We start from the raw sequence: 21,176 nt of genomic DNA, 5'->3' as shown, positions 1-21,176 counted from the left end.
GGACAGGGATGCCCGACCGCCTTGCAGCAACGTTTGTGCGCCGTAGTGCTCAGACTGCACGATCATGGATGATCTGCGCGTACCGCAGACCGGAATCCTTCCAGATCCTCTCCTGGGTGTCATAGTCGACCCTGATCAGCCCAAAACGCTTGGTGTAGCCCAGGGCCCACTCAAAGTTGTCCAGCAGGGACCAAGCGAAGTAACCGGTCACCCGGGCTCCTTCATGGATGGCCCGGGCCACGGCACGCAGGTGCTCCTCCAGATAGGCCACCCGCTGGGGATCGTGCACCCCTTTGCCGCCAGGGAAGGATAGATCCATGCTGACCTGGTCCTCCCAGGCAGATCCGTTCTCGGTGATCATAAGATCCAGCTTGGGGAAACGGCCGGAGACCTCCATGAGCAGATCGGTCAGCCCCTGAGGCTCCTGGTTCCAGCCCATGGCGGTCAACGGCCCCTGAGGAGGCAGAGTCTCGACCATCTCCTGGGCAGGCATGGGGTTGCGCTCGGAACCAGCGCCGCTTCGACCCCGCACGTGGTTGGTCGAGTAGTAGTTGATGCCCAGCACGTCCAAGGGCTGATGGATCTGTTCCAGATCACCGTCACGAACGAAGCTCCAGTCAGTGATACCTTCAGCGGCATCATGGATGCGTTGGTCATAGGTTCCGGCCAGCATGGGGCCCAGCCATACCTCGTTGGCGAACAGGTCAGCCCGGGTCTTGGCTGCCAGATCCGCCGGATCGTCGCTATCGGCCCGGTTGACCTGCAGGTTCAGGGTCACCGATATGCGCGCCCTGTCACCCAGCTCGGCACGGATGGCCTGGGCTCCCAGACCGTGAGCAAGATTCAGATGATGGACCGCTGCCAGAGCCTGTCCGTAGTCGCGGATGCCTGGAGCATGGCCGCCATTGCCATAGCCCAGATAGGCCGAGCACCAAGGTTCGTTCAGGGTTGTCCAAGTCTGCACCCGATCGCCCAGAGCCTTGGCCAGGACGGCTGCATAGTCGGCATATCGTTGGGCGGTGTCGCGGTTGGCCCAGCCTCCAGCCTCCTGCAGGTACTGAGGCAGATCCCAGTGGTAGAGGGTGACTACAGGCTTGATGCCGTTTTCCAACAGAATGTCCAGCACCCGCCGGTAGTGGTCCAAACCAGCCTGGTTGATGGCGCCGCCTGCCTGGGGCACAATGCGAGGCCAGGCTACAGACAGCCGGTAGGCCCCCACTCCCATCTGCTTCATCAGAGCAATGTCCTCTGGGTAGCGGTGGTACTGATCACAGGCGACATCGCCATTGGATCCATCCGCTATCCTTCCTGGCTGCCTGCAGTAGACGTCCCAGATGGAGTCTCCCCTGCCGTCCTCATGCGCCGCACCCTCTACCTGGAAGGATGCTGTTGCCGTGCCCCAGGTGAAGTCCTCAGGGAAGGCGAGTCGTTCGTCATTGACCATATGTCCACTCCTCGATTGTGTGACCCTTCCTGCCTATCTTCGCACAGGAGGACCGACGACAGGACCGTGGCCGACAGCCGATAAGTCCGGCAACGATGGGTTGTGTTGTCCTCGCAAGGAATCAGACCGGGGAGTACCGGGTGCCAAGGCCGGCTTGTTAAAGTGTGTCTCGGTTCTGGAAAAGCACACATCGACGGAATGGAACGCGATTCATGGGGTTCGTCAACTGGCTGATACACCTGCTCAAGGATCCGCGCAGCGCCATCGCGAGCTGGATCGCCATGGGGCTGGTGCCGACCTACGGGTTCATCTTCCTGATCATCTTCATCGAGACAGGCGTGGTCTTCATGCCCTTCCTGCCGGGCGACTCCCTGCTCTTCGCCGCCGGCGTCTTCGCCCATGACCCATCCAGCGGCATGGCCTTGGACGTGCTCCTGCCCGTCGTCTGGCTGGCCCCCATCCTGGGCGACCAGAGCAACTACTTCATCGGGCACTTCTTCGGCCGGGCCATCGTCCGTTCAGGGCGCGTGAAGTCGCTGACCCCCGAACGAATCGCCAAGACCGAAGGGCTGATCGACAAGTGGGGCCCTCTGGCCGTGGTCCTGGGACGCTTCCTTCCCTTCATCAGGACCTTCATGCCTTTCATTTCAGGCATCTCCGGAATGCGCTGGCGGCGCTTCACCCCCTTCAGCGTGCTAGGTGGCTTGGTATGGTCAAGTCTCTTCACCCTCCTGGGCTACTTCTTCGGCGGCATCCCCGCAGTCCAGCAGCATTTCGAGCTGGTCATCATCCTGATCCTGGTCATCTCGGTCCTGCCCACGGTCATTGGCCTGCTCAAGGCAAAGTTCGGCCGCAAGAAGGCTTCCGTCGAAGAAACCAGCGCCAAGGCAGACTGATACCTGGCCTGAGATATTTTGCGTTTGGCCAGGGCACGCGCTAAAGTAAGCTTCTGTTGTTCGGCTACGGTCGGGCAACGAATGGGGCTGTAGCTCAGTTGGTAGAGCGCTTCGTTCGCATCGAAGAGGTCGGGGTTTCGACTACCCTCAGCTCCACAATGTCGAGACACTGCACAATGCTCCAGGTCGTCATCACGACCGATAAAGGCTTCGGCAGATTCCTGACGCATCAACGCAGCACAGCCGCTCTCCTGCCAGAACCAATCAGGCGGGTGGGTGCGTAAGAACCTTGGCATGGGGCCAGGGTCAGCTCGCACTGCAACCATGGAATCAGCAAGGTTGCAATTGCTCATCAAGCGCTCAGAATTGCTTCAGCGAAGCCGGCATCCGTCCCCCCGGCAGCAAAGACAGCGTATATCGGGTCAGCATCAACAACCACGATGGGCGCATTATGCAAACGCGCCCATCGATGAATCAACGCCTGGAGGCGGAGCGGAAGGGGTTATCGTCACGACGATGATGACGATGACCGCGGCGGAACCCACGACGGTCTGCGTCAAAACGAGAGCCAGCACGGCCGTTGCCACGGCCATGGTCGTGACCATGGGTCCGCTCGCTGCTGCCGGAATGACGATGGCCTCTGGTCCTGCCGTCCAATGGGCCATCCTCACGATCGAATGCCGGTCGGTCACCAGACCGCCGGGAACGGTAAGGCCGACGATCCCGGTCCCGGCCTGCAGCCCTAGCCCGGCCGCCGCGATCGAAATGCCTGTCGGACCGGGAACGATCCCGATGTCCGCTTCGGCCGCTACGGCCTCCACGGGCAGACCGGCCGCCTGAGGCCTGCGGCTGCTCGGCTTGCAAGGACCAGCCTTGCACCGGCTTGGCCACGGGTCCTACAAGTTCGGTAACCTCAGGCGAATCGGCGGTCACCTGAACCGGCTTGGCATCGATATGGGCCATGCGCAGCATCCGCCTGGTGTCGCGCCACTGATCGGGCAAGACCAAGGTGACCACGTCGCCGGAACGGCCGGCCCGGGCCGTACGCCCTGACCGATGCAGGAAGGACTTGGAATCGGCCGGTGGATCCACCTGAACCACAAGGTCTACGTCACTGATGTCCACGCCGCGGGCGGCCACGTCGGTAGCCACCAGGACCTTCACCTCGCCCCGTGAGAAAGCCCCTAGGTTGCGATCGCGCTGGTTCTGAGAGAGGTTGCCATGCAGCTGTGCGGCCGGTATGCCATTGTCAATCAGGTTCTTGGCCAGCTTCTTGGCCTGGAACTTGGTCCGGGTGAAGAGAATACGACGTCCAGTGCCCGAAGCCAGCTTGCGCACGAGATCATGCTTGGCGGCCTGGGTGGTGCGGAAGATGTGGTGGGTCATCAGATCCACATGCTGGGTTGCCGAGTCCACCTCGTGAATCTTGGGGTCCTTGAGGAAACGCTTGACCACGGCATCCACACCGTGGTCCAGGGTGGCCGAGAAAAGCATCCGCTGACCGCCCGGGCGAACCTGGGCCAGGATCCGCTCCACGGCAGGCAGGAAGCCCATGTCAGCCATCTCGTCGGCCTCGTCCAGCACGGCGATCTCCACGTCCTCCAGGCTGAGCTTGTGCTGACGGAGCAGATCCTCCAAGCGACCAGGGCAGGCCACCACAATCTTGGCCCCGCGCCGAAGGGCATCGACCTGACGGCCCTGGCCAACACCGCCGTAGACGGTGCAAGTCCGCATGCCGTAGGCCTGGGCCAGGGGGTTGAGAACCTCGTCGATCTGATTGGCCAGCTCGCGGGTGGGAGCCAGAACAAGACCGCGCGGGCGGGGCAGGCTGCCTGATCCGGCGGCACCCCCCCGGCCGTGGCGAACCCGTCCTTCCTCATCGGCAGCCAGTCGAGCTACCAGGGGGATGCTGAAAGCCAGGGTCTTGCCGGAACCAGTCCGCCCCCGGCCCAGGATGTCACGGCCGGCCAGGGCATCAGGCAGGGTATCCCGTTGGATGGGGAAAGCGCTGGTCTTGCCGTCCTTGCGCAGGACGCGGACCAAGGGTTCAGGCACCCCCAGCTGGTCAAAAGCCATAGGTTCTACAGCAGAATTGTCGGAATTGGACGAAGTGGAATCGGGCATGGATGAAGCAGTCACAATGACCTTTCACAACAGGGAAGAAAACGGTACTGTCGGTCGACAGTTCGCGGGCCGCGTGCAAAGCAGAGAATGACGAATTTCGCGCAAGCGGTTTCCCCGTACTCAAAGCATTCAGGCGACGATCAGCCGCAGCTCTTGGGCGAGCGGCCAACCTGTACACCATAGCACAGGCCCCTCACCTGCTTCAGGAGCGTACGCTCCAGACGATCAGCGATTTGGACTCAGTTGGATCGGCCTCGTCATGCGTCGTGTCCTGCCGCCAGAGCCGGGCCCTGCTGGACCGCCTGACCTCGACGACCCGGCCGTCGGCAGCGGCGGCGAACATGCTGGACCCCTGTGACTGGTGGGAGCGGCGCAGCTGGCGCCTCAGCTGACGATTCTCCTCGGCCAGGGCCAGGATCCTGGTCACCCCGGCCAGGTTGATGGACTCGTCCTGGCTCAGATGCTGAGCCTGACCCAGCCGGTCCAGATCCCGCAGGGAGTATCGGCGTGCACCCCCCTCGGTCCGTTCCGGCACGATCAGACCCAGCCGGTCGTATTGGCGCAGGGTCTGCGGATGGATGTTGGCCAACTGCCCGACCTGGCCGACGCTGAAGACCGGCAGCTCAATGTCCAAACCGGCATCATCGGCAGCATCCAGACTGATGCGCCCGGCCACCAGACCGCGAGCGCAGGCCAGATAGATCCGCCTGGTCTCGGGATCCACCCTGACCATGATCATCACTCCTCTCCGCTGTTCGTTCCAACCTGATCCTGCATCGGGATCGTCATATCTTCATGCGCTCACCGGCGATCCGCTCGTCGAAGTCGCCACTGGACTTGGCAAAGTCACGCATGGCCTTCTTCTGGGCCATGCCCAACCGACCAGGCATGCGGATCTCAAGCCGCCCCACCAGGTCGCCCTTGCCGCGCCGGTCTTGTACCCCCTTGCCGGCGATGCGGATCTCGTCGCCGCTGGAGGAGCCGGCCGGGATCTTGAAGGTGACGACCTGGTCGTCGATGTCCCGAGCCTGGACCTTGGCCCCCAGGGCAGCCTCGGATACCGTCACCGGCAGGGTCATGACCAGATCCCTGTCCTTCATGGTGAACCGCTGGCTGGGCTGAACGCTGATCTGCAGATAGAGGTCGCCATTGGCGCCCCCGTCCCTGCCGGGCCGACCCTTGCCAGCCAACCTGATCCGCTGGCCATTGCGAACCCCAGCAGGGATATGCGTCTTGAAGCGCTTGCCGCCCACGCTTAGGGAGACCGTAGCCCCCTTGACCGCCTGACGGAAGGACAGGCCGATGCGCGAATTGCGATCCTCGCCCTTGACTGGCCTGGGCCTGCTCTCCTGGTAGGCGGTCCGGCCGCCACCGCCGGCACCCCCGCCGAAGGAGGAGAAGATGTCAGCGAAGTCCGGCTGCCCCGAACCATCGCCGAAACGGATACGGGTGCCTCCAGGCGCTCCAGCCCCACCGAACATGGAGCCGAAGATGTCCGAAAAGGCATCGGTGTTGAAGCCGCCCTGGCCGGAACCCCCGGCGAACCGGGCTCCCCCCATGCCGAACTGGCGGATGGCGTCGTACTTCTGACGTTGCTCCTTGTTGCTGAGCACATCGTAGGCCTCGGAGATGTCCTTGAACTTCTCCTCAGCCTCCTTGGTCTTATTGAGATCGGGATGGTATTTGCGGGCAAGCTTGCGGTAGGCCTTGGTGATCTCCGCTTCGCTGGCGTCCTTGGAGACACCAAGGACCTTGTAATAGTCCTTGCTCAGCCATTCATTCTCAGCCATCCATGTCTCCTTTCCTCATAAGCAACGAATATATCGAATTGGAATCCGCCCTTTCGCGTGCGGCGGCGGGCAGGGCCATAACCCACCAGCCGCCGCATGCGAAGGCGTCGATTCAGCCTGCGGAAGGTCCGCAATCACCGTCCCTGCTACTGCCCGGGCGAAGTCACCACTACCCTGGCAGCCCGGATCACCCGGTCACCGATCCGATAGCCTGCCTCAACGACCGTGTCAACGGTCTCTTTCTCGGCCTTGGGATCCGGCTTGTGCAGGATGGCCTCATGCTTGGTGGGGTCGAAGTCCTCGCCTTTCTCACCGAACTTCTCGACGCCGAATTTCTCGAAGGTCTTGTCGATCTTCTTGGCTACGGCTTGGAAGGAGTCGTCCATCTGCCCGTGCTCCTTGATCCGGTCAATGTCATCAAGGGCCGGAAGAAGGGCGGTCAGCACATCCACGATGCCGTGCTGGCGGAAGATGTCCTGCTCTTTCTTGGCGCGGTTGCGGAAGTTGACGAACTCGGCCCGCTCGCGCTGGAGAGCCTCCAGGTAATCGGCGGCCTCCTTCTTGGCCTGACCCAGAGGAGTCAGCCCATCTGATCCCTTGTCGGCGCTCTCCTCCTTGGCCGAGTCAGCATCAGTCTTGTCATCAGCCTGAGCATCCGCTGATGACGCGTCCTTGGCGGAGGAATCCGACGAGGACTGGCTAGCCGCCTGGCTCTCGTCTGCAGCGCTCTTGCCGGCATGACGGCCGCGCGCCCCTTCCTGATCGGGTGTCGAAGCGGCGTCAGAGGCCTTGGCCTCGTTCCCATCCGGTTCACCGGCGGCGGCCGGGTCGCCCTTCAGCGGCCCGGCATCATCCTTGTCGAAGGCCGACATGTCACTCGCCGTCCTTCTTCTTGTCGTCGTCGTCCACGACCTCGGCATCCACCACGTCGTCATCGGCGGACGAGGAGGAGCCTGCACCCGAGGCGGCACCGGAGGCACCTGCAGCGCCCTGGGCGCCTGCACCGTCAGCGGAGCCCTGCTGGGCATAGAGGGCCTGACCGATCTTCTGGGCAGAGGTCATCAGCTCGCTCTGGGCGTTCTTGATCTTGTCCATGTCCTCGCCCTTCAGAGCCTCTTTCAGAGCGTTGACCTTGTCGGTGACCTCCTTGGCCACCTCGTCGGAGATCTTGTCCTTGTTGTCGTTGACCAGCTTCTCGGTCTGGTAGGCGGCGGACTCGGCGGCATTGCGGGTGTCTGCGTCCTCACGACGCTGCTTGTCCTCGGCCTCGTGAGCCTCGGCCTCCTTGACCATGCGGTCGATCTCGTCCTTGGGCAGGGCGGAACCGCCGGTGATGGTCATGGACTGCTCCTTGCCGGTGCCCTTGTCCTTGGCGGAGACGTGCACGATGCCGTTGGCGTCGATGTCGAAGGTGACCTCGATCTGAGGAACGCCGCGCGGAGCCGGAGCGATGCCCGTCAGCTCGAAGGTGCCCAGGGGCTTGTTGTCACGTGCGAATTCGCGCTCGCCCTGGTAGACCTGGATCAGCACGGAAGGCTGGTTGTCCTCAGCGGTCGAGAACACCTCGGAGCGCTTGGTCGGGATGGCGGTGTTGCGGTCGATCAGCTTGGTCATGATGCCGCCCTTGGTCTCGATGCCCAGGGAGAGCGGGGTCACGTCGATCAGCAGCACGTCCTTGCGGTCGCCCTTGATGACGCCGGACTGCACGGCAGCGCCAACAGCCACGACCTCATCAGGGTTGACGGTCTGGTTGGCTTCCTTGCCGCCGGTCAGTTCCTTGACCAGGTCCTTGACGGCGGGCATACGGGTGGAGCCGCCGACCAGCACCACGTGATCGATGTCCTGAACCGAAATGCCGGCATCGTGCAGCACGTTGTTGAAAGGCGTGCGGCAGCGGCCCAGCAGGTCAGAGGTCATCTCTTCGAAGTGCGCCCGGGTCAGGGTCTCGTCCAGGTGGACTGGAGTCCCGTCGGGGGTCATGGCCAGGTACTGCATGGAGATGCTGGTGGAGGAGGAGGAGCTCAGCTCCTTCTTGGCCTGCTCAGCAGCTTCCTTGAGCCGCTGCAGGGCGATCTTGTCCTTGGACAGATCCACGTTGTACTTGTTCTTGACCTCGCTGACCAGCCAGTCGATGATCTTCTGATCCCAGTCATCGCCGCCCAGCTTGTTGTCGCCGTTGGTGGCCTGAACCTGAATGGTGGAGAAGCCGTCGTCGTCCTTGCCGATCTCCAGCAGGGAGACGTCGAAGGTACCGCCGCCCAGATCGAAGACCAGGATGCGCTCATCCTCCTTGCCCTTCTCCAGGCCGTAGGCCAGGGCCGCGGCGGTGGGCTCGTTGATGATGCGCAGGACGTTCAGACCGGCGATCTTGCCGGCATCCTTGGTGGCCTGGCGCTGAGCATCGTTGAAGTAGGCAGGGCAGGTGATGACCGCGTCGGTGACGGGTTCGCCCAGGTAGGACTCAGCATCCCTCTTGAGCTTCATGAGGATCTGGGCCGAAATCTCCTGCGGGGTCCACTTCTTGCCGTCGATCTCGACGGACCAGTCGGTGCCCATGTGACGCTTGACCGAGCTGATGGTCCGGTCCACGTTGGTGACCGCCTGGCGCTTGGCCACTTCGCCGACCAGAATCTCGCCGGACTTGCTGAACGCCACCACCGATGGCGTGGTCCGCGCGCCCTCAGCGTTGACGATTACGGTGGGCTCGCCGCCCTCCAGGGTTGCAATGCAGGAATTGGTGGTTCCCAGATCAATGCCAACTGCACGTGCCATACTCATTACCTCCTGATGAAATTGGGGCGCAGGGTCTGGCCCTGCACCTCATCGTTCACGTTCTCCGCTCGCGCTTCGTTCGTGGTCCCGATGGCCGGCTCCCGTCAGCCCGGGCAAGCAGCCATCATGACCACTCCGAAACTTGAGCCTACATCACTCAACTTCTTCTGGCAAATATTATTCCCACTGCGTCTAAATTGCCAAGCTAGATAAATTTGATAGTAATGAGAACGTATGCAATTACGCATTTTCAAAGCTCGCCCTGAATCAACTTGATTCTGAAGTAAGCTCTATTCAATGCCCTTCTAAAACGTGAAAACCGATGACCAATGGTTTTGCTATCGTTGTCATATAAAAGCTGATCAATAAGACGGCCTGTTTCGAGGAGGAGATGTGCATGACCAACAACAACATGAACGATGATTGGTGGAAGCAGGCAGTTGTATATCAGATATATCCGCGCAGCTTCAAGGATGTCAATGGCGACGGCATTGGCGACATCCGAGGCGTGACCGAAAAAATGGAATATCTGCGAGACCTGGGCGTAGACGCCATCTGGCTGTCACCCTTCTACCCATCGGAATTGGCCGACGGCGGGTATGACGTCATGGATTACCGCAACGTCGACCCACGCCTGGGCAACATGGCTGATTTCGACGAAATGGCCAACAAAGCTCATGCCATGGGACTCAAGGTCATCGTGGACATTGTTCCCAATCACACGTCAAACAAGCACGAATGGTTCCAGGATGCCCTGCGTGCAACTCCGGGATCCCCCGAACGTGACAGATACATCTTCCGCAAGGGCAGAGGTACGAATGGAGAACTGCCGCCCAATGGATGGATGTCCTTGTTCGGAGGGCCTGCCTGGGAGCAGGTTGACGACGGCGAATGGTACTTGCATATATTCGCCAAAGAGCAGCCTGATTTGAACTGGAAGAACAAGGAAGTTCACGAAGCCTTTAAAGACATATTCCGTTTCTGGTCCAATCATGGCACGGATGGCTTCCGCATCGACGTGGCCCACGGGCTGGCCAAGGATCTGGACAGCCGCCCTCTGTCCGAGCTGGACAAATGGCCCGTCCAGGAACAGTCCACTTATCACAACTATGAGCACCCGTTATGGGACAGGCCCGAAGTACATGATATCTATAAGGAATGGCGAAAGGTCTTCAACGAATTTGAACCTCACCGTTTTGCAGTCGGAGAAGCCTGGGTCGTGCCTGAGCACCAGCATCTGTACGCATCCGAGAACGAACTGGGGCAGGTCTTCAACTTCGAGTTCGCCAAGGCTAATTGGGACTGCCAGGCCCTGTACACCGCCATTGCCGAGGGCCTGCAATCCGCCAAGGACTCGGGATCGACCACAACATGGGTGATGAGCAACCACGATGTGGTCAGACAGGCCACCAGATACGCACTGCCCCAGGTGGACAGCTCCACTTATCATCAGCTTGACAAGGACTGGATCCTTCGAGACGGGCAGACTTATTTCGAGGACCGGGCCAAGGGCACGCGCAGGGCACGCGCAGGGTTCGCCCTGGAAGCAGCATTACCTGGCTCTGTATACATCTATCAGGGTGAGGAGCTTGGCCTGTTCGAAGTTCCTGATATTCCCTGGGACCGTCTAGAGGATCCGACTGCGCACCGAACCCGCGGCAAATACACTGAAAAGGGCCGTGATGGGTGCCGAGTCCCTCTACCTTGGGTCGCCGGAGACACACCTGCCCCTGCAAAGTGGAATCCCGCCTTCGGAGAAGGGGCCTCCTTCGGATTCTCCCCCTCTCACAGCAAGGACGGAGGGCCAGCCAGCGATCCTCACCTGCCCCAACCTCTTTGGTTCAAGGACTTTGCTGTGGATAAGGAGGAAAACGACAAGACCTCGATGCTCTCCCTCTATCGTAAAGCCCTTAATCTACGGGCCACATTGCTGACCCCTACAGGCAACGTGGAAGTCACGGCCCTATCTGCCACGTACGGCCGGATTTCCTACACACGCAAGGCACTTGTCGATTCCAAGCCTGCGGAACTGACCTGCTTGACCAATTTTTCACAGACACCGACTCCCCTTCCACAAGGACGAATTGTGCTCACATCGGGAGACCTAGCCGAGGACGGCTCGCTTCCCCAAGACACAACCGCTTGGGTAGTTCGCACAGTGCAGGAATAACGGACAAAGGACGCTGAGCACAAGTCACCAAAAGGGTCTCGCAGTAATCCACATATTGCTGCGAGACCCTTTTAAAATCTGGTATGTAACAGATTTTGGTTTATCCTTTGACGGCGCCGGCGAGGACGCCTTTGATGATGTATTTCTGGCAGATCAGGTAGAAGACGATGATGGGGATGATGGCCAGGACCAGGCAGCCCATCATCGCGCCCATGTCCACCGAGCCGTACCCGCCCTTCAGGTACTGGATGGCGATGCTCATGGTCTTGAACCGGCGCATGTCCAGGGTCAGGTAGGGCAGCAGGAAGTCGTTCCAGATCCACATGGCCTCCAGGATCGCCACCGACACGATCGAGGGACGCATGATCGGCACCACGATCCCGAAGAAGGTGCGCGGGATGCTGGCCCCGTCGATCATGGCCGACTCCTCCAGCTCCTGGGGGATGCCCTTGACCACGCCCGTGAAGATGAACACCGCCAGGCCGGCACCGAACCCCAGATACACCACGCACAGCCCCCACGGCGTGTTCAGGCCCAGCATGTCCGCAAGCTTGGAAAGCGTGAACATGACCATCTGGAACGGCACGATCATGTTGAACAGGAACAGCAGGTACAGGAACTTGGCCACCCGCGTGTTGACCCTGACGATCCACCAGGCGCACATGGACGTGCACAACAGGATCAGCAGGACCGAGCCCACGGTCACCAACACCGTCCAGCCGAAGCTGGCCAGCAGGTTGGTCCGCTCCACCCCCCTGCGGTAGTTCTCCAGGCCCACGAACGTCCTGCCCGTGGGAAGCGAGAACGCGTTGCGCGAGATATACGCCTTGTTCTTGAACGAGTTCACGACCACCAGCACGATCGGGAACACCCACAACAAGGACACCAGAGCAAAGAACAGGGTCCACAGGCCCGAATGCCTCACCTTGCCGCTCATGCCGACACCTCCCTGCTGGTCGTCAGCCTGTTCTGCACCACCGCGATCACCGCCACGATCACGAAGAACACCACCGCCTTCGCCTGGCCCACGCCCTCGAAGCCCGTGCGCCCGTAGAACGTCCGGTAGATGTTCAGCGCCAGCAGCTCCGACGTGTTCGACGGCGCCCCGTTGGTCAACGCCAGATTCTGATCGAACATCTTGAACCCGTTGGTCATCGTCAAAAACGTGCACACCGTGATCGAAGGCATCATCAACGGCAACGTGATCCGGAACAGGATCTGACGGCCGCTGGCCCCGTCAACCGAAGCAGCCTCCACCACATCCCCAGGCAACGCCTGCAGGCCGGCAATGTAAATGATCATCATATAGCCGATCTGCTGCCAGCAATACAACAGCACCATCCCCCAGAAGCCATACACCCCCGAATACGTGATCGAACGACCCCAATGGGCCAGCACCCCGTTCAACAACAGCAGCCAGATATACCCCAGGATGATCCCGCCGATCAGATTCGGCATGAAAAACACCGAACGGAACACATTCGCCCCACGGATCGCCTTGGTCAGCATATACGCCACCGCGAAACCACACACATTGATAACCAGCGTCGTCACCACCGTGAACGCCACCGTATACCACATCGCATGCCAGAACTCTTTATCCGACAACGCCGCAGCATAATTGCCCAACCCCACAAACCGGGCATCCACCACCGTCGTGAACCGGCAAAAACTCAAATACACGCCCATCACAAACGGCACCACAAAACCAACCACAAACGCCAACAACGTAGGCAACACAAACAACCCCCACCACCTACGAATCGACCGACCAACCATCGAAATCACTGAAACCTCCAAACCTGGAATCATGCAGTCTGCACTAGAACTTTGAAACCGGCCCAGCTTTGAAACGCGGGGCCGACCGTATCAGTTCATCACTTATGTGTGGTCTTGTACTCAGAAGCCCAACCGTTGACAAAGGCCGACTCAACGCCGGACCAGGGCCCGGTGCCCTGGGCATACTCCAACATGGCATTACCCAGACTCAGTGACCATTGCTGGGTGGGCAGAGGACGGATGATTATGTCATAGTAGCCACGCTTGGCGTAAGCATCATTGGCGCGGAGGATTGGGTTCTTTGTCTTGTACCCGGCCTTCGCGTAGGACTTGAATGGGGTTTCGAATCCCATGGTGTCCGTGACGATTTTCCTGGCACTGTCCTTATCCAGCATCCATGACATGAACTTCTCCGTGGCTCGCCGGTCTTCCGGAGATATCTTCGAATTAATGGCAAAGTAGTTAGAGCTTATGGTCAGTCCTGCTTTGTCCTCTCCCGGCACACCCATATATATGGGCAGAACCCCCATATCCTTGTCGGCAACCTCCTGATTTTTTAATTGCGGATATGCCCAGGATCCCGTTTGAATGAAAACTGCGTCGCCAAGACCGAACTCGGAAACAGCATCGTCGAATGTCGCACTGGAAAGTTGGGTCGGCGCAACGGTCTCGTCTTTCACATACAAATCAAAGATCTTCTTGAGATTGGGCATATATTTATCAGATACAGTTGCCGGCAACTCTGTGACGTTCTTATCTCGATACTCGTAGTAGACCGGTATATGAGCCAGCTGGTCACCATATCGTCGGATAGAGCTTGATTCGAATCCGGCGGACGTGAAGGCTCCTTTGACTCCAAGCTCGTCTTTGTGACTTTGAATTTCGTCGGCCACGGTTTTCAAGCTGTCGAATCCTCTGATGGCATCCACTGAGCGGATGCTGGCCCACGATGCTTTAAAGTATTTATTCAAAATAGCTTTGTTATAGATGATGCCATAGCGGTCCAGAACGAACGGAATGGCGCCCACCTTTTTCCCGGTCTTGAGTACGTAATTCGGATCCGTAAGATCTTTGTACATGCGTGTTTTGGACAGATCCGCGCAATAATCCGACCAGTTGGGATAGTCGTTGTTGTCGAGGCCGATGATAGTCGGAGCTTTGCTCTTGGCCAGCTCACTCTTCAAAGTCTGCTCATAGCTGTCGGCAGAGGGGGAAATCAAATCAAACGGTATGCCTGTATCTTTGGTGAATTGCTTTCCGAGTTGGAGGAACTGATCGTTGTTTTCCACTTTCTGGCTGATCATGTACACTCGGCCCTTTGCTTCTGAGGCTGAGGTACCGCCGCACGCGGCGGATGCCATGACCATTGCGCATGCAAGACCTATGGCAAACGCAGATTTTGTTTTTACACCCATGACCCATCTCATTTCATACAGTTCCGAACCAGATTGGTTGCGGAAAATCAAGACCCCGCTGGATTGGGGCCAAGAACGCCATCTCAGCATCCTGGGCCGGAGAGGACATCCCACCAGATTCCGGTGGGATGTCCAACATGGTCAACTGATGGTTATCCCATTGGTTTCAGTGAGTGGTCTTGTACTCCTTTGCCCAGCCGTCTACAAAGGCGGAGGTGACTTTTGACCAGCTTCCGGTGCCCTGGGCGTATTCGAGCATGGCATCACTAAGCGAAGCCACCCACTGTGCACTGGGAAGAGGATGAATAACAGTGTCGTAGTCACCGGCTTTGGCATATGCGTCATTGGCCCTTTGCACGGGGTTCTTCGACTTGAATCCTGCCTTTTCATAGGACTTGAACGGCGTCTCAAAGCCCATATCATCAGTGAAGATCTTGCGGGCCTTGTCGTTCTCCAAAATGTAATTCAGGAATTGCTCGGTAGCCTTTCGATCCTTGTCCGAAGCATTTTTGTTGGTGGCAAAGTACATGAAGCTGACCGTCAGCCCAGACTTTTCTTCGCCCGGCACGCCAATATAGATGGGCAGGACTCCGATATCCTTGTCAGCCACATCCTGATCCTTGATCTGAGGATAGCCCCAGGAGCCATTCTGCAGAAACACAGACTGCTTGGTCGCAAATTCGCTGTTGGAGTCGTCCATCGTGGCGCTCGAAAGCTGCGATGCCGGAGTTGTGGAATCCTTCAGATACAAATCAAAGATGTTCTTGAAGTTATCCATGTATTTTCCGGTAAGTGTCGGAGGCTCTTCCTCGGTATTCTGGTCCCGGTACTCGTAGTAGACCGGAATGTGGGCGAGCTGATCTCCAAACCTCTTGTTGGAGCTGCTGTCGAACCCTGCTGAGCTGAAGGCACCCTTCACTCCGAGGTCGTCCTTGTGCTCTTGGATTTCATCAGCAACAGTCTTCAACGCCTTGAAGTTGTTGACCTTGTCTATGGACTTTATGCTGGACCATTTAGCATCGAAGTACTTCTTCATCAGTGCTTTGTTATAGATAATGCCATAGCGTTCCATGACGAAGGGAACGGCTACAACCTTGTCCTTAAGCTTAAGGGCGTAGTCCTGTTTCTTCAGATCCTTGTAGATCTTCGTCCCGGACATGTCGCGATAGTAATCTCCCCAGTTCTGGAAATCATTGTTATCAACGTCGAACATGGTGGGCGCGTTGGATTTTGCCAGCTCGCTCTTCAAGGACTGCTCATACGTACCGGAAGAAGCAACAGACACATCAACAGGTACTCCGGTATCCTTGGTGAACTGCTTGGCCAAATCCTTGAACTCGTCCTGTTGCTCGGGTTTGGCGCTTAAATAATAGACGTGACCCTTGTCGGCGCTGGCCTGAGAGCCTCCGCATGCGCTTAATCCGCCTAGGGACATAGCGAGCGCTCCTGCCAGAGCCACTGCTTTAGTGATTTTCCTCATCATTACTCCATTACTCTTTGACCGACTACTTTATCGGGCGCTTATTCGTGCCTCTCGACCAACGGATAAACGCTTAAGCTCAATGGTTCATTGCTTGGCTCGCCGACACCTGTGGCAACGTCGCCAGGCGCCGGCGATCAAATCTCAACAGCTAAGGAAGTCACCCCTCTTTCAACGTGTTGGAAAATGTCATGTTGGTGGTCTGCAACGACCCCTCTGTCACGAAGATTCCCAGATGGTCACCGGGTCTTTTGTACATCCTGGAATTCAAAGCCACGCCATTTACGTATAGGGTGGCAATGGTGTCGTCAACTACGAGCTGCAGGTGATACTTCTGCCCTGCAACCAATTCAAGCGGCCGCTCCAACCCTATGTTCATATTGGCGAACCAGGGATAGTTCGGGTTGTTTTCAAAGAGGAACCTGTTCTCGCCAACCTTGAATATGAACTGGTAGGACTCACCGGTGTCTTCGTTTTCATTCAGCCGCAGACCAAATGAACGGGTTCCTGGGGAGAAGGTCAGATCTGCCTCAAACGAATACAGATCACCGCAGTCTTGGACAACGGTCTTCTCTGCTCGTCCGGCCGACGCATCTATGTCGAAGTCTGCAATCTCGCGACGGTGATCGAAAGCGCTCCAAAGGGTGTCAACCGGCTGCACGCCAAGCGACCCATCCTCACGCTGATAGACCTGATGAGGAACGAAAGTCCCGCCCCATTCATAATTGGACCTGTCATCTTCGTTTTCCTTGGTGCCGACCCAACCGAACATTATCCGCTTGCCGTTCAGTTCAAAGGTGCGGCCGGCATAGTAGGCGCTGCCATCAAATGCATCGTCGGTAGGAGCAGTCCAAGGTCCCTCGAGCGAGTGGGCCATTCTGTAGACCATTCCATGCTTGTCACTGTATTCAGTGACGATGTGATACCACCAATCGCCCATTTTGAAAAGATCAGGCATTTCATGCATGGTGTAAAGGTTGGGCGCCCAGAAATCACCTTCAAAGCTCCAGTGCTTCAGATCCTTTGACGAGAATGCCACGGTTCGTCCCGACTGTACGGTTTTAGGACCCTGCTTACGTGCGCCAAGGATCAATAGATAGCGATCATGCTCATCGTCGCGGATAACCCAGGGATCCCGCCAATCATCAGGATCGTAGCCTTCCTGGGGGGAGAAGGTCAGGGCATCATGAGTCTTCGTCCAATGATAAAGGTCATGACTCACTGCATGCATGAGGACCTGCGCCGGCTTTCCCTGCGCAGAGTAATCCCTGTTATAGGCGGTGTAGAAGGCATGATAAGCGCCTTCACCCTCACAGACACTTCCCGCATATATAAACTGATCCTGATCTGCGTCTCCGCCTCGCGGAATGGCAACGCCACAATCCCGATAATGAACGAAGTCCTTAGTCGTCGCCAAGTCCCACCCAAACGGCTTACCGAATGGTTCAGGGTCCCGATTATCGCGCTGATGGAAGAGGAAGAACTCATCCCCTTTGCCGAAGGGCATGCAGTCTCCGAACCAGGTGCCCGGGAATTGATAATACAGCTTGGTCATCGCAACCTTTCCGTCGAGGATCGCATATGTCGGATCCTCAGCTACATCATTGTTTAAGCGATTAAGCACTTATTATATTAGCCTCAAGTTAAAAGTCAAACAAGGTCATAAACCAGGGGATATCGATTTCACAGGGAGAGCTTCATAGGGCAACACAGATACCCGTATCCCAGTGATCCATAAATCAAGAAGCCGCGAGGATACGTATGGAGTCACGGGGCACTGAAGGGCAGGCCACCCTGATGGGTGAATAGGGTCCGTGCTCACCAGCAGCATCAGCACTGCCACCCTCACCCTTCTCGCCGACATCCTCGCGCTGCAGCAGCATGCGAATTCCAAGCACCCCGAGTTCATACTGCGGCAGACCAACTGTGGAGAGCGCCGGATGGAGATGGGCGGAAATCAATTTCTGATTGTCGAATCCCACCACCGAAATATCGTCTGGCACATGCATTCCTCGTTCACGAAGCGCATCGAACAGGCCCATGGCAGTGCGGTCGTTATGGCAGAATACCGCCGTGGCGCCAGTCTGCATGACCTGAGACATGATGCCATACCCGCCTTCCTGATCCACCGTGCACGTCATCACCATGTCTGGGTCGTACTGCAATCCTGCTGCAGCCAGGGCCTCCTGGTACCCTTCCAACCTGCCCTGCGAGGCTGGCGACTGCTCGGTGGCGTTGACGAAAGCTATACGCTTATGACCTGCATTCGTCAGCATTTCCGTAGCTGTGCGGCCTCCCTGAACTTCATCCGGCACCACTGCCGGGAAACGACCCAGACGGTCAAAACAGTTCACAAGGATGGAATTCACCCGAGCCAAGTCCTCCGGAGGGCGAACCTCGTGGTGAACCCAAGACGAATACACAATTCCTTCTACTTGCCGTTCCAGCATGAAAGCGCAGGCTCTGCGCTCAATATCGGGATCTCCATGCGTATCGACAATCAGCAGGATCTTCCCGTTGCGCCAAGCTTCATCCTGAGCCCCCTGGATGACCTGTCCGGCAAAAGGAGAAGTAGCCACCCCATCGCTAATAAACCCGATCAGATCGGATCGTCCTCTGGCAAGGCTTCGGGCCATGGCATTCTGCCTGTATCCCAGATCCGCCGCAACTTTGCGGACCTTCCTCATGGTGGACTCGGGAATCCTGACGTTCTTATTGTTATTGATTGCCCAGGACGCCGTGGCAATCGAAACACCTGCGGCTCGAGCGACATCCTGAAGTGTAACCATGGATCCTCATTGTAATATTGCGAGCCAACCTCAGTCAGCGCTCTTCGCTCTTCTTCTGACCTGCTTCAACGGCAGCGGACCGTGACATCGGGGCATTCGCAACAAAATGTTTAAAGGCACCATTAAGCAGGGGCGTGTGCACCATGATCAAAGTCCCATAGCCGAGAAGGAGCAACAAGAAGAGCCCTTGCGGCATGTAGAACCACGATAGGACCAGCAGGACAAGATATGCGGCGTCAAAAAGCACCATGATCAAAGTTCTCCCAAGATTGGCCAAGGCAAATACCCATGCATTAAGCAAAGTTCGACCAACAGTGTTTTCAAAACGGGACTGCAAGGCCCATACCCACTCGAACCCCAGCACCCACAAAATACTGAAGGAAAACTTGACGATCAACAAGGGCGTGATTTGGAGAACTACCCAAGCGTAGATCAACAGCAGCAGCAATGGCCCGAAAAGGAGCCAGATCATGGTTGCCTTGATGAAGTTTGAACGGAAGGCACGGAAATAGTTCGATGTCACATGCCCTCGCCCTTCAAGGCTTCTTCTGGCGGCGTCATGGCCGGCGGTTAGAGCGGCTCCGATGGATATCAGGGGGATTGACGTGACCAGCATGAGGATGTTGATCCATATGGCATCAATAAGATCGGCGAGACCTCTCATGAAGCCTGAATCAGGAGAAAGAAAACTCAACGGGACCCCCAAGCCAAGAAAGGGCAGGAAACCGGCAACGACACTCGTTCCATATCGTGATACCGGTTCCCATGATAACCCACTGCTAACTGGCGTAGATCAGTTTATCCTTTGACGGCGCCGGCGAGGACGCCTTTGATGATGTATTTCTGGCAGATCAGGTAGAAGACGATGATGGGGATGATGGCCAGGACCAGGCAGCCCATCATCGCGCCCATGTCCACCGAGCCGTACCCGCCCTTCAGGTACTGGATGGCGATGCTCATGGTCTTGAACCGGCGCATGTCCAGGGTCAGGTAGGGCAGCAGGAAGTCGTTCCAGATCCACATGGCCTCCAGGATCGCCACCGACACGATCGAGGGACGCATGATCGGCACCACGATCCCGAAGAAGGTGCGCGGGATGCTGGCCCCGTCGATCATGGCCGACTCCTCCAGCTCCTGGGGGATGCCCTTGACCACGCCCGTGAAGATGAACACCGCCAGGCCGGCACCGAACCCCAGATACACCACGCACAGCCCCCACGGCGTGTTCAGGCCCAGCATGTCCGCAAGCTTGGAAAGCGTGAACATGACCATCTGGAACGGCACGATCATGTTGAACAGGAACAGCAGGTACAGGAACTTGGCCACCCGCGTGTTGACCCTGACGATCCACCAGGCGCACATGGACGTGCACAACAGGATCAGCAGGACCGAGCCCACGGTCACCAACACCGTCCAGCCGAAGCTGGCCAGCAGGTTGGTCCGCTCCACCCCCCTGCGGTAGTTCTCCAGGCCCACGAACGTCCTGCCCGTGGGAAGCGAGAACGCGTTGCGCGAGATATACGCCTTGTTCTTGAACGAGTTCACGACCACCAGCACGATCGGGAACACCCACAACAAGGACACCAGAGCAAAGAACAGGGTCCACAGGCCCGAATGCCTCACCTTGCCGCTCATGCCGACACCTCCCTGCTGGTCGTCAGCCTGTTCTGCACCACCGCGATCACCGCCACGATCACGAAGAACACCACCGCCTTCGCCTGGCCCACGCCCTCGAAGCCCGTGCGCCCGTAGAACGTCCGGTAGATGTTCAGCGCCAGCAGCTCCGACGTGTTCGACGGCGCCCCGTTGGTCAACGCCAGATTCTGATCGAACATCTTGAACCCGTTGGTCATCGTCAAAAACGTGCACACCGTGATCGAAGGCATCATCAACGGCAACGTGATCCGGAACAGGATCTGACGGCCGCTGGCCCCGTCAACCGAAGCAGCCTCCACCACATCCCCAGGCAACGCCTGCAGGCCGGCAATGTAAATGATCATCATATAGCCGATCTGCTGCCAGCAATACAACAGCACCATCCCCCAGAAGCCATACACCCCCGAATACGTGATCGAACGACCCCAATGGGCCAGCACCCCGTTCAACAACAGCAGCCAGATATACCCCAGGATGATCCCGCCGATCAGATTCGGCATGAAAAACACCGAACGGAACACATTCGCCCCACGGATCGCCTTGGTCAGCATATACGCCACCGCGAAACCACACACATTGATAACCAGCGTCGTCACCACCGTGAACGCCACCGTATACCACATCGCATGCCAGAACTCTTTATCCGACAACGCCGCAGCATAATTGCCCAACCCCACAAACCGGGCATCCACCACCGTCGTGAACCGGCAAAAACTCAAATACACGCCCATCACAAACGGCACCACAAAACCAACCACAAACGCCAACAACGTAGGCAACACAAACAACCCCCACCACCTACGAATCGACCGACCAACCATCGAAATCATCGTTCCTGCTTTCTCATTCGGTACGACACGT

The 21,176-nt window shown here is 57.9% G+C and carries 16 protein-coding genes, 1 tRNA gene and 1 pseudogene; 3 read left to right on the top strand and 15 right to left on the bottom strand.

The features are described 5' to 3' along the window. Positions 1–49: 49 nt before the first annotated feature. Positions 50–1,444: a GH1 family beta-glucosidase gene (locus RAM15_RS00725; protein WP_306221643.1), complete on the bottom strand. Its 1,395-nt coding sequence runs from the start codon at positions 1,442–1,444 to the stop codon at positions 50–52. Between the two features lie 212 nt (positions 1,445–1,656). Here RAM15_RS00725 and RAM15_RS00720 point away from each other — a divergent pair, with 212 nt between their 5' ends. Both RAM15_RS00720 and RAM15_RS00715 read left to right on the top strand, forming a co-directional pair. Continuing rightward, positions 1,657–2,340, top strand: a complete 684-nt coding sequence (locus RAM15_RS00720; RefSeq protein WP_306221642.1) for a VTT domain-containing protein — start codon at positions 1,657–1,659, stop codon at positions 2,338–2,340. A gap of 83 nt (positions 2,341–2,423) precedes the next feature. Next, a tRNA-Ala gene (locus tag RAM15_RS00715) sits at positions 2,424–2,496 on the top strand. Positions 2,497–2,841: 345 nt separating this feature from the next. Here RAM15_RS00715 and RAM15_RS00710 read toward each other — a convergent pair. The 5 genes and pseudogenes from RAM15_RS00710 to dnaK form a co-directional block, all read right to left on the bottom strand. After that, positions 2,842–4,464: pseudogene (locus RAM15_RS00710) on the bottom strand (DEAD/DEAH box helicase); the annotation flags it as partial. Between the two features lie 202 nt (positions 4,465–4,666). Beyond that, positions 4,667–5,197 (bottom strand): heat shock protein transcriptional repressor HspR, encoded by a 531-nt coding sequence (locus RAM15_RS00705; RefSeq protein ID WP_024627809.1) that lies wholly within the window; start codon positions 5,195–5,197, stop codon positions 4,667–4,669. A gap of 52 nt (positions 5,198–5,249) precedes the next feature. Next, on the bottom strand, positions 5,250–6,254 hold the full coding sequence (locus RAM15_RS00700; RefSeq protein WP_024627810.1) for a DnaJ C-terminal domain-containing protein: 1,005 nt from the start codon (positions 6,252–6,254) through the stop codon (positions 5,250–5,252). A 146-nt stretch (positions 6,255–6,400) separates the two neighbouring features. Next, a complete protein-coding gene (grpE, locus tag RAM15_RS00695) occupies positions 6,401–7,126 on the bottom strand; it encodes a nucleotide exchange factor GrpE (protein ID WP_306221641.1) in 726 nt (241 codons plus the stop codon). 1 nt (position 7,127) lies between these two features. Further along, positions 7,128–9,026, bottom strand: a complete 1,899-nt coding sequence (gene dnaK, locus RAM15_RS00690; RefSeq protein ID WP_198178561.1) for a molecular chaperone DnaK — start codon at positions 9,024–9,026, stop codon at positions 7,128–7,130. Between the two features lie 397 nt (positions 9,027–9,423). Here dnaK and RAM15_RS00685 point away from each other — a divergent pair, with 397 nt between their 5' ends. Next, positions 9,424–11,196 (top strand): glycoside hydrolase family 13 protein, encoded by a 1,773-nt coding sequence (locus tag RAM15_RS00685; protein WP_306221640.1) that lies wholly within the window; start codon positions 9,424–9,426, stop codon positions 11,194–11,196. Between the two features lie 100 nt (positions 11,197–11,296). Here the strand turns inward: RAM15_RS00685 and RAM15_RS00680 are convergent, their stop codons facing one another. The 9 genes from RAM15_RS00680 to RAM15_RS00640 all read right to left on the bottom strand — a co-directional run bounded on the left by RAM15_RS00680 (position 11,297) and on the right by RAM15_RS00640 (position 21,145). Next, positions 11,297–12,133 carry a carbohydrate ABC transporter permease gene (locus RAM15_RS00680; protein WP_306221634.1) on the bottom strand — a complete coding sequence of 279 codons (837 nt, stop codon included), beginning with the start codon at positions 12,131–12,133 and terminating at the stop codon, positions 11,297–11,299. After that, on the bottom strand, positions 12,130–12,984 hold the full coding sequence (locus RAM15_RS00675; RefSeq protein WP_306221633.1) for a carbohydrate ABC transporter permease: 855 nt from the start codon (positions 12,982–12,984) through the stop codon (positions 12,130–12,132). The genes RAM15_RS00680 and RAM15_RS00675 overlap by 4 nt, the downstream gene beginning before the upstream one ends. An 89-nt stretch (positions 12,985–13,073) precedes the next feature. Then, entirely contained in the window at positions 13,074–14,390 is a 1,317-nt protein-coding gene (locus RAM15_RS00670; protein WP_306221639.1) for an ABC transporter substrate-binding protein, read from the bottom strand. 166 nt (positions 14,391–14,556) lie between these two features. Next, on the bottom strand, positions 14,557–15,870 hold the full coding sequence (locus tag RAM15_RS00665) for an ABC transporter substrate-binding protein (RefSeq protein ID WP_306221638.1): 1,314 nt from the start codon (positions 15,868–15,870) through the stop codon (positions 14,557–14,559). A gap of 160 nt (positions 15,871–16,030) precedes the next feature. Next, complete coding sequence (locus tag RAM15_RS00660; RefSeq protein WP_306221637.1) at positions 16,031–17,425, bottom strand: glycoside hydrolase family 32 protein; 1,395 nt, start codon at positions 17,423–17,425, stop codon at positions 16,031–16,033. Between the two features lie 184 nt (positions 17,426–17,609). Beyond that, complete coding sequence (locus RAM15_RS00655) at positions 17,610–18,659, bottom strand: LacI family DNA-binding transcriptional regulator (protein ID WP_306221636.1); 1,050 nt, start codon at positions 18,657–18,659, stop codon at positions 17,610–17,612. 34 nt (positions 18,660–18,693) lie between these two features. Then, complete coding sequence (locus tag RAM15_RS00650; RefSeq protein ID WP_306221635.1) at positions 18,694–19,353, bottom strand: DUF624 domain-containing protein; 660 nt, start codon at positions 19,351–19,353, stop codon at positions 18,694–18,696. Positions 19,354–19,457: 104 nt separating this feature from the next. After that, complete coding sequence (locus RAM15_RS00645; RefSeq protein ID WP_306221634.1) at positions 19,458–20,294, bottom strand: carbohydrate ABC transporter permease; 837 nt, start codon at positions 20,292–20,294, stop codon at positions 19,458–19,460. Beyond that, on the bottom strand, positions 20,291–21,145 hold the full coding sequence (locus RAM15_RS00640; protein ID WP_306221633.1) for a carbohydrate ABC transporter permease: 855 nt from the start codon (positions 21,143–21,145) through the stop codon (positions 20,291–20,293). The genes RAM15_RS00645 and RAM15_RS00640 overlap by 4 nt, the downstream gene beginning before the upstream one ends. Positions 21,146–21,176: the final 31 nt, after the last annotated feature.

It is taken from the genome of Bifidobacterium asteroides (assembly GCF_030758775.1).
GTDB classification, from domain to species: Bacteria; Actinomycetota; Actinomycetes; order Actinomycetales; family Bifidobacteriaceae; genus Bombiscardovia; species Bombiscardovia kimbladii.
The sequence above is the reverse complement of the archived record's forward strand: the minus strand, read 5'-3'. Positions and strand labels throughout refer to the sequence as shown.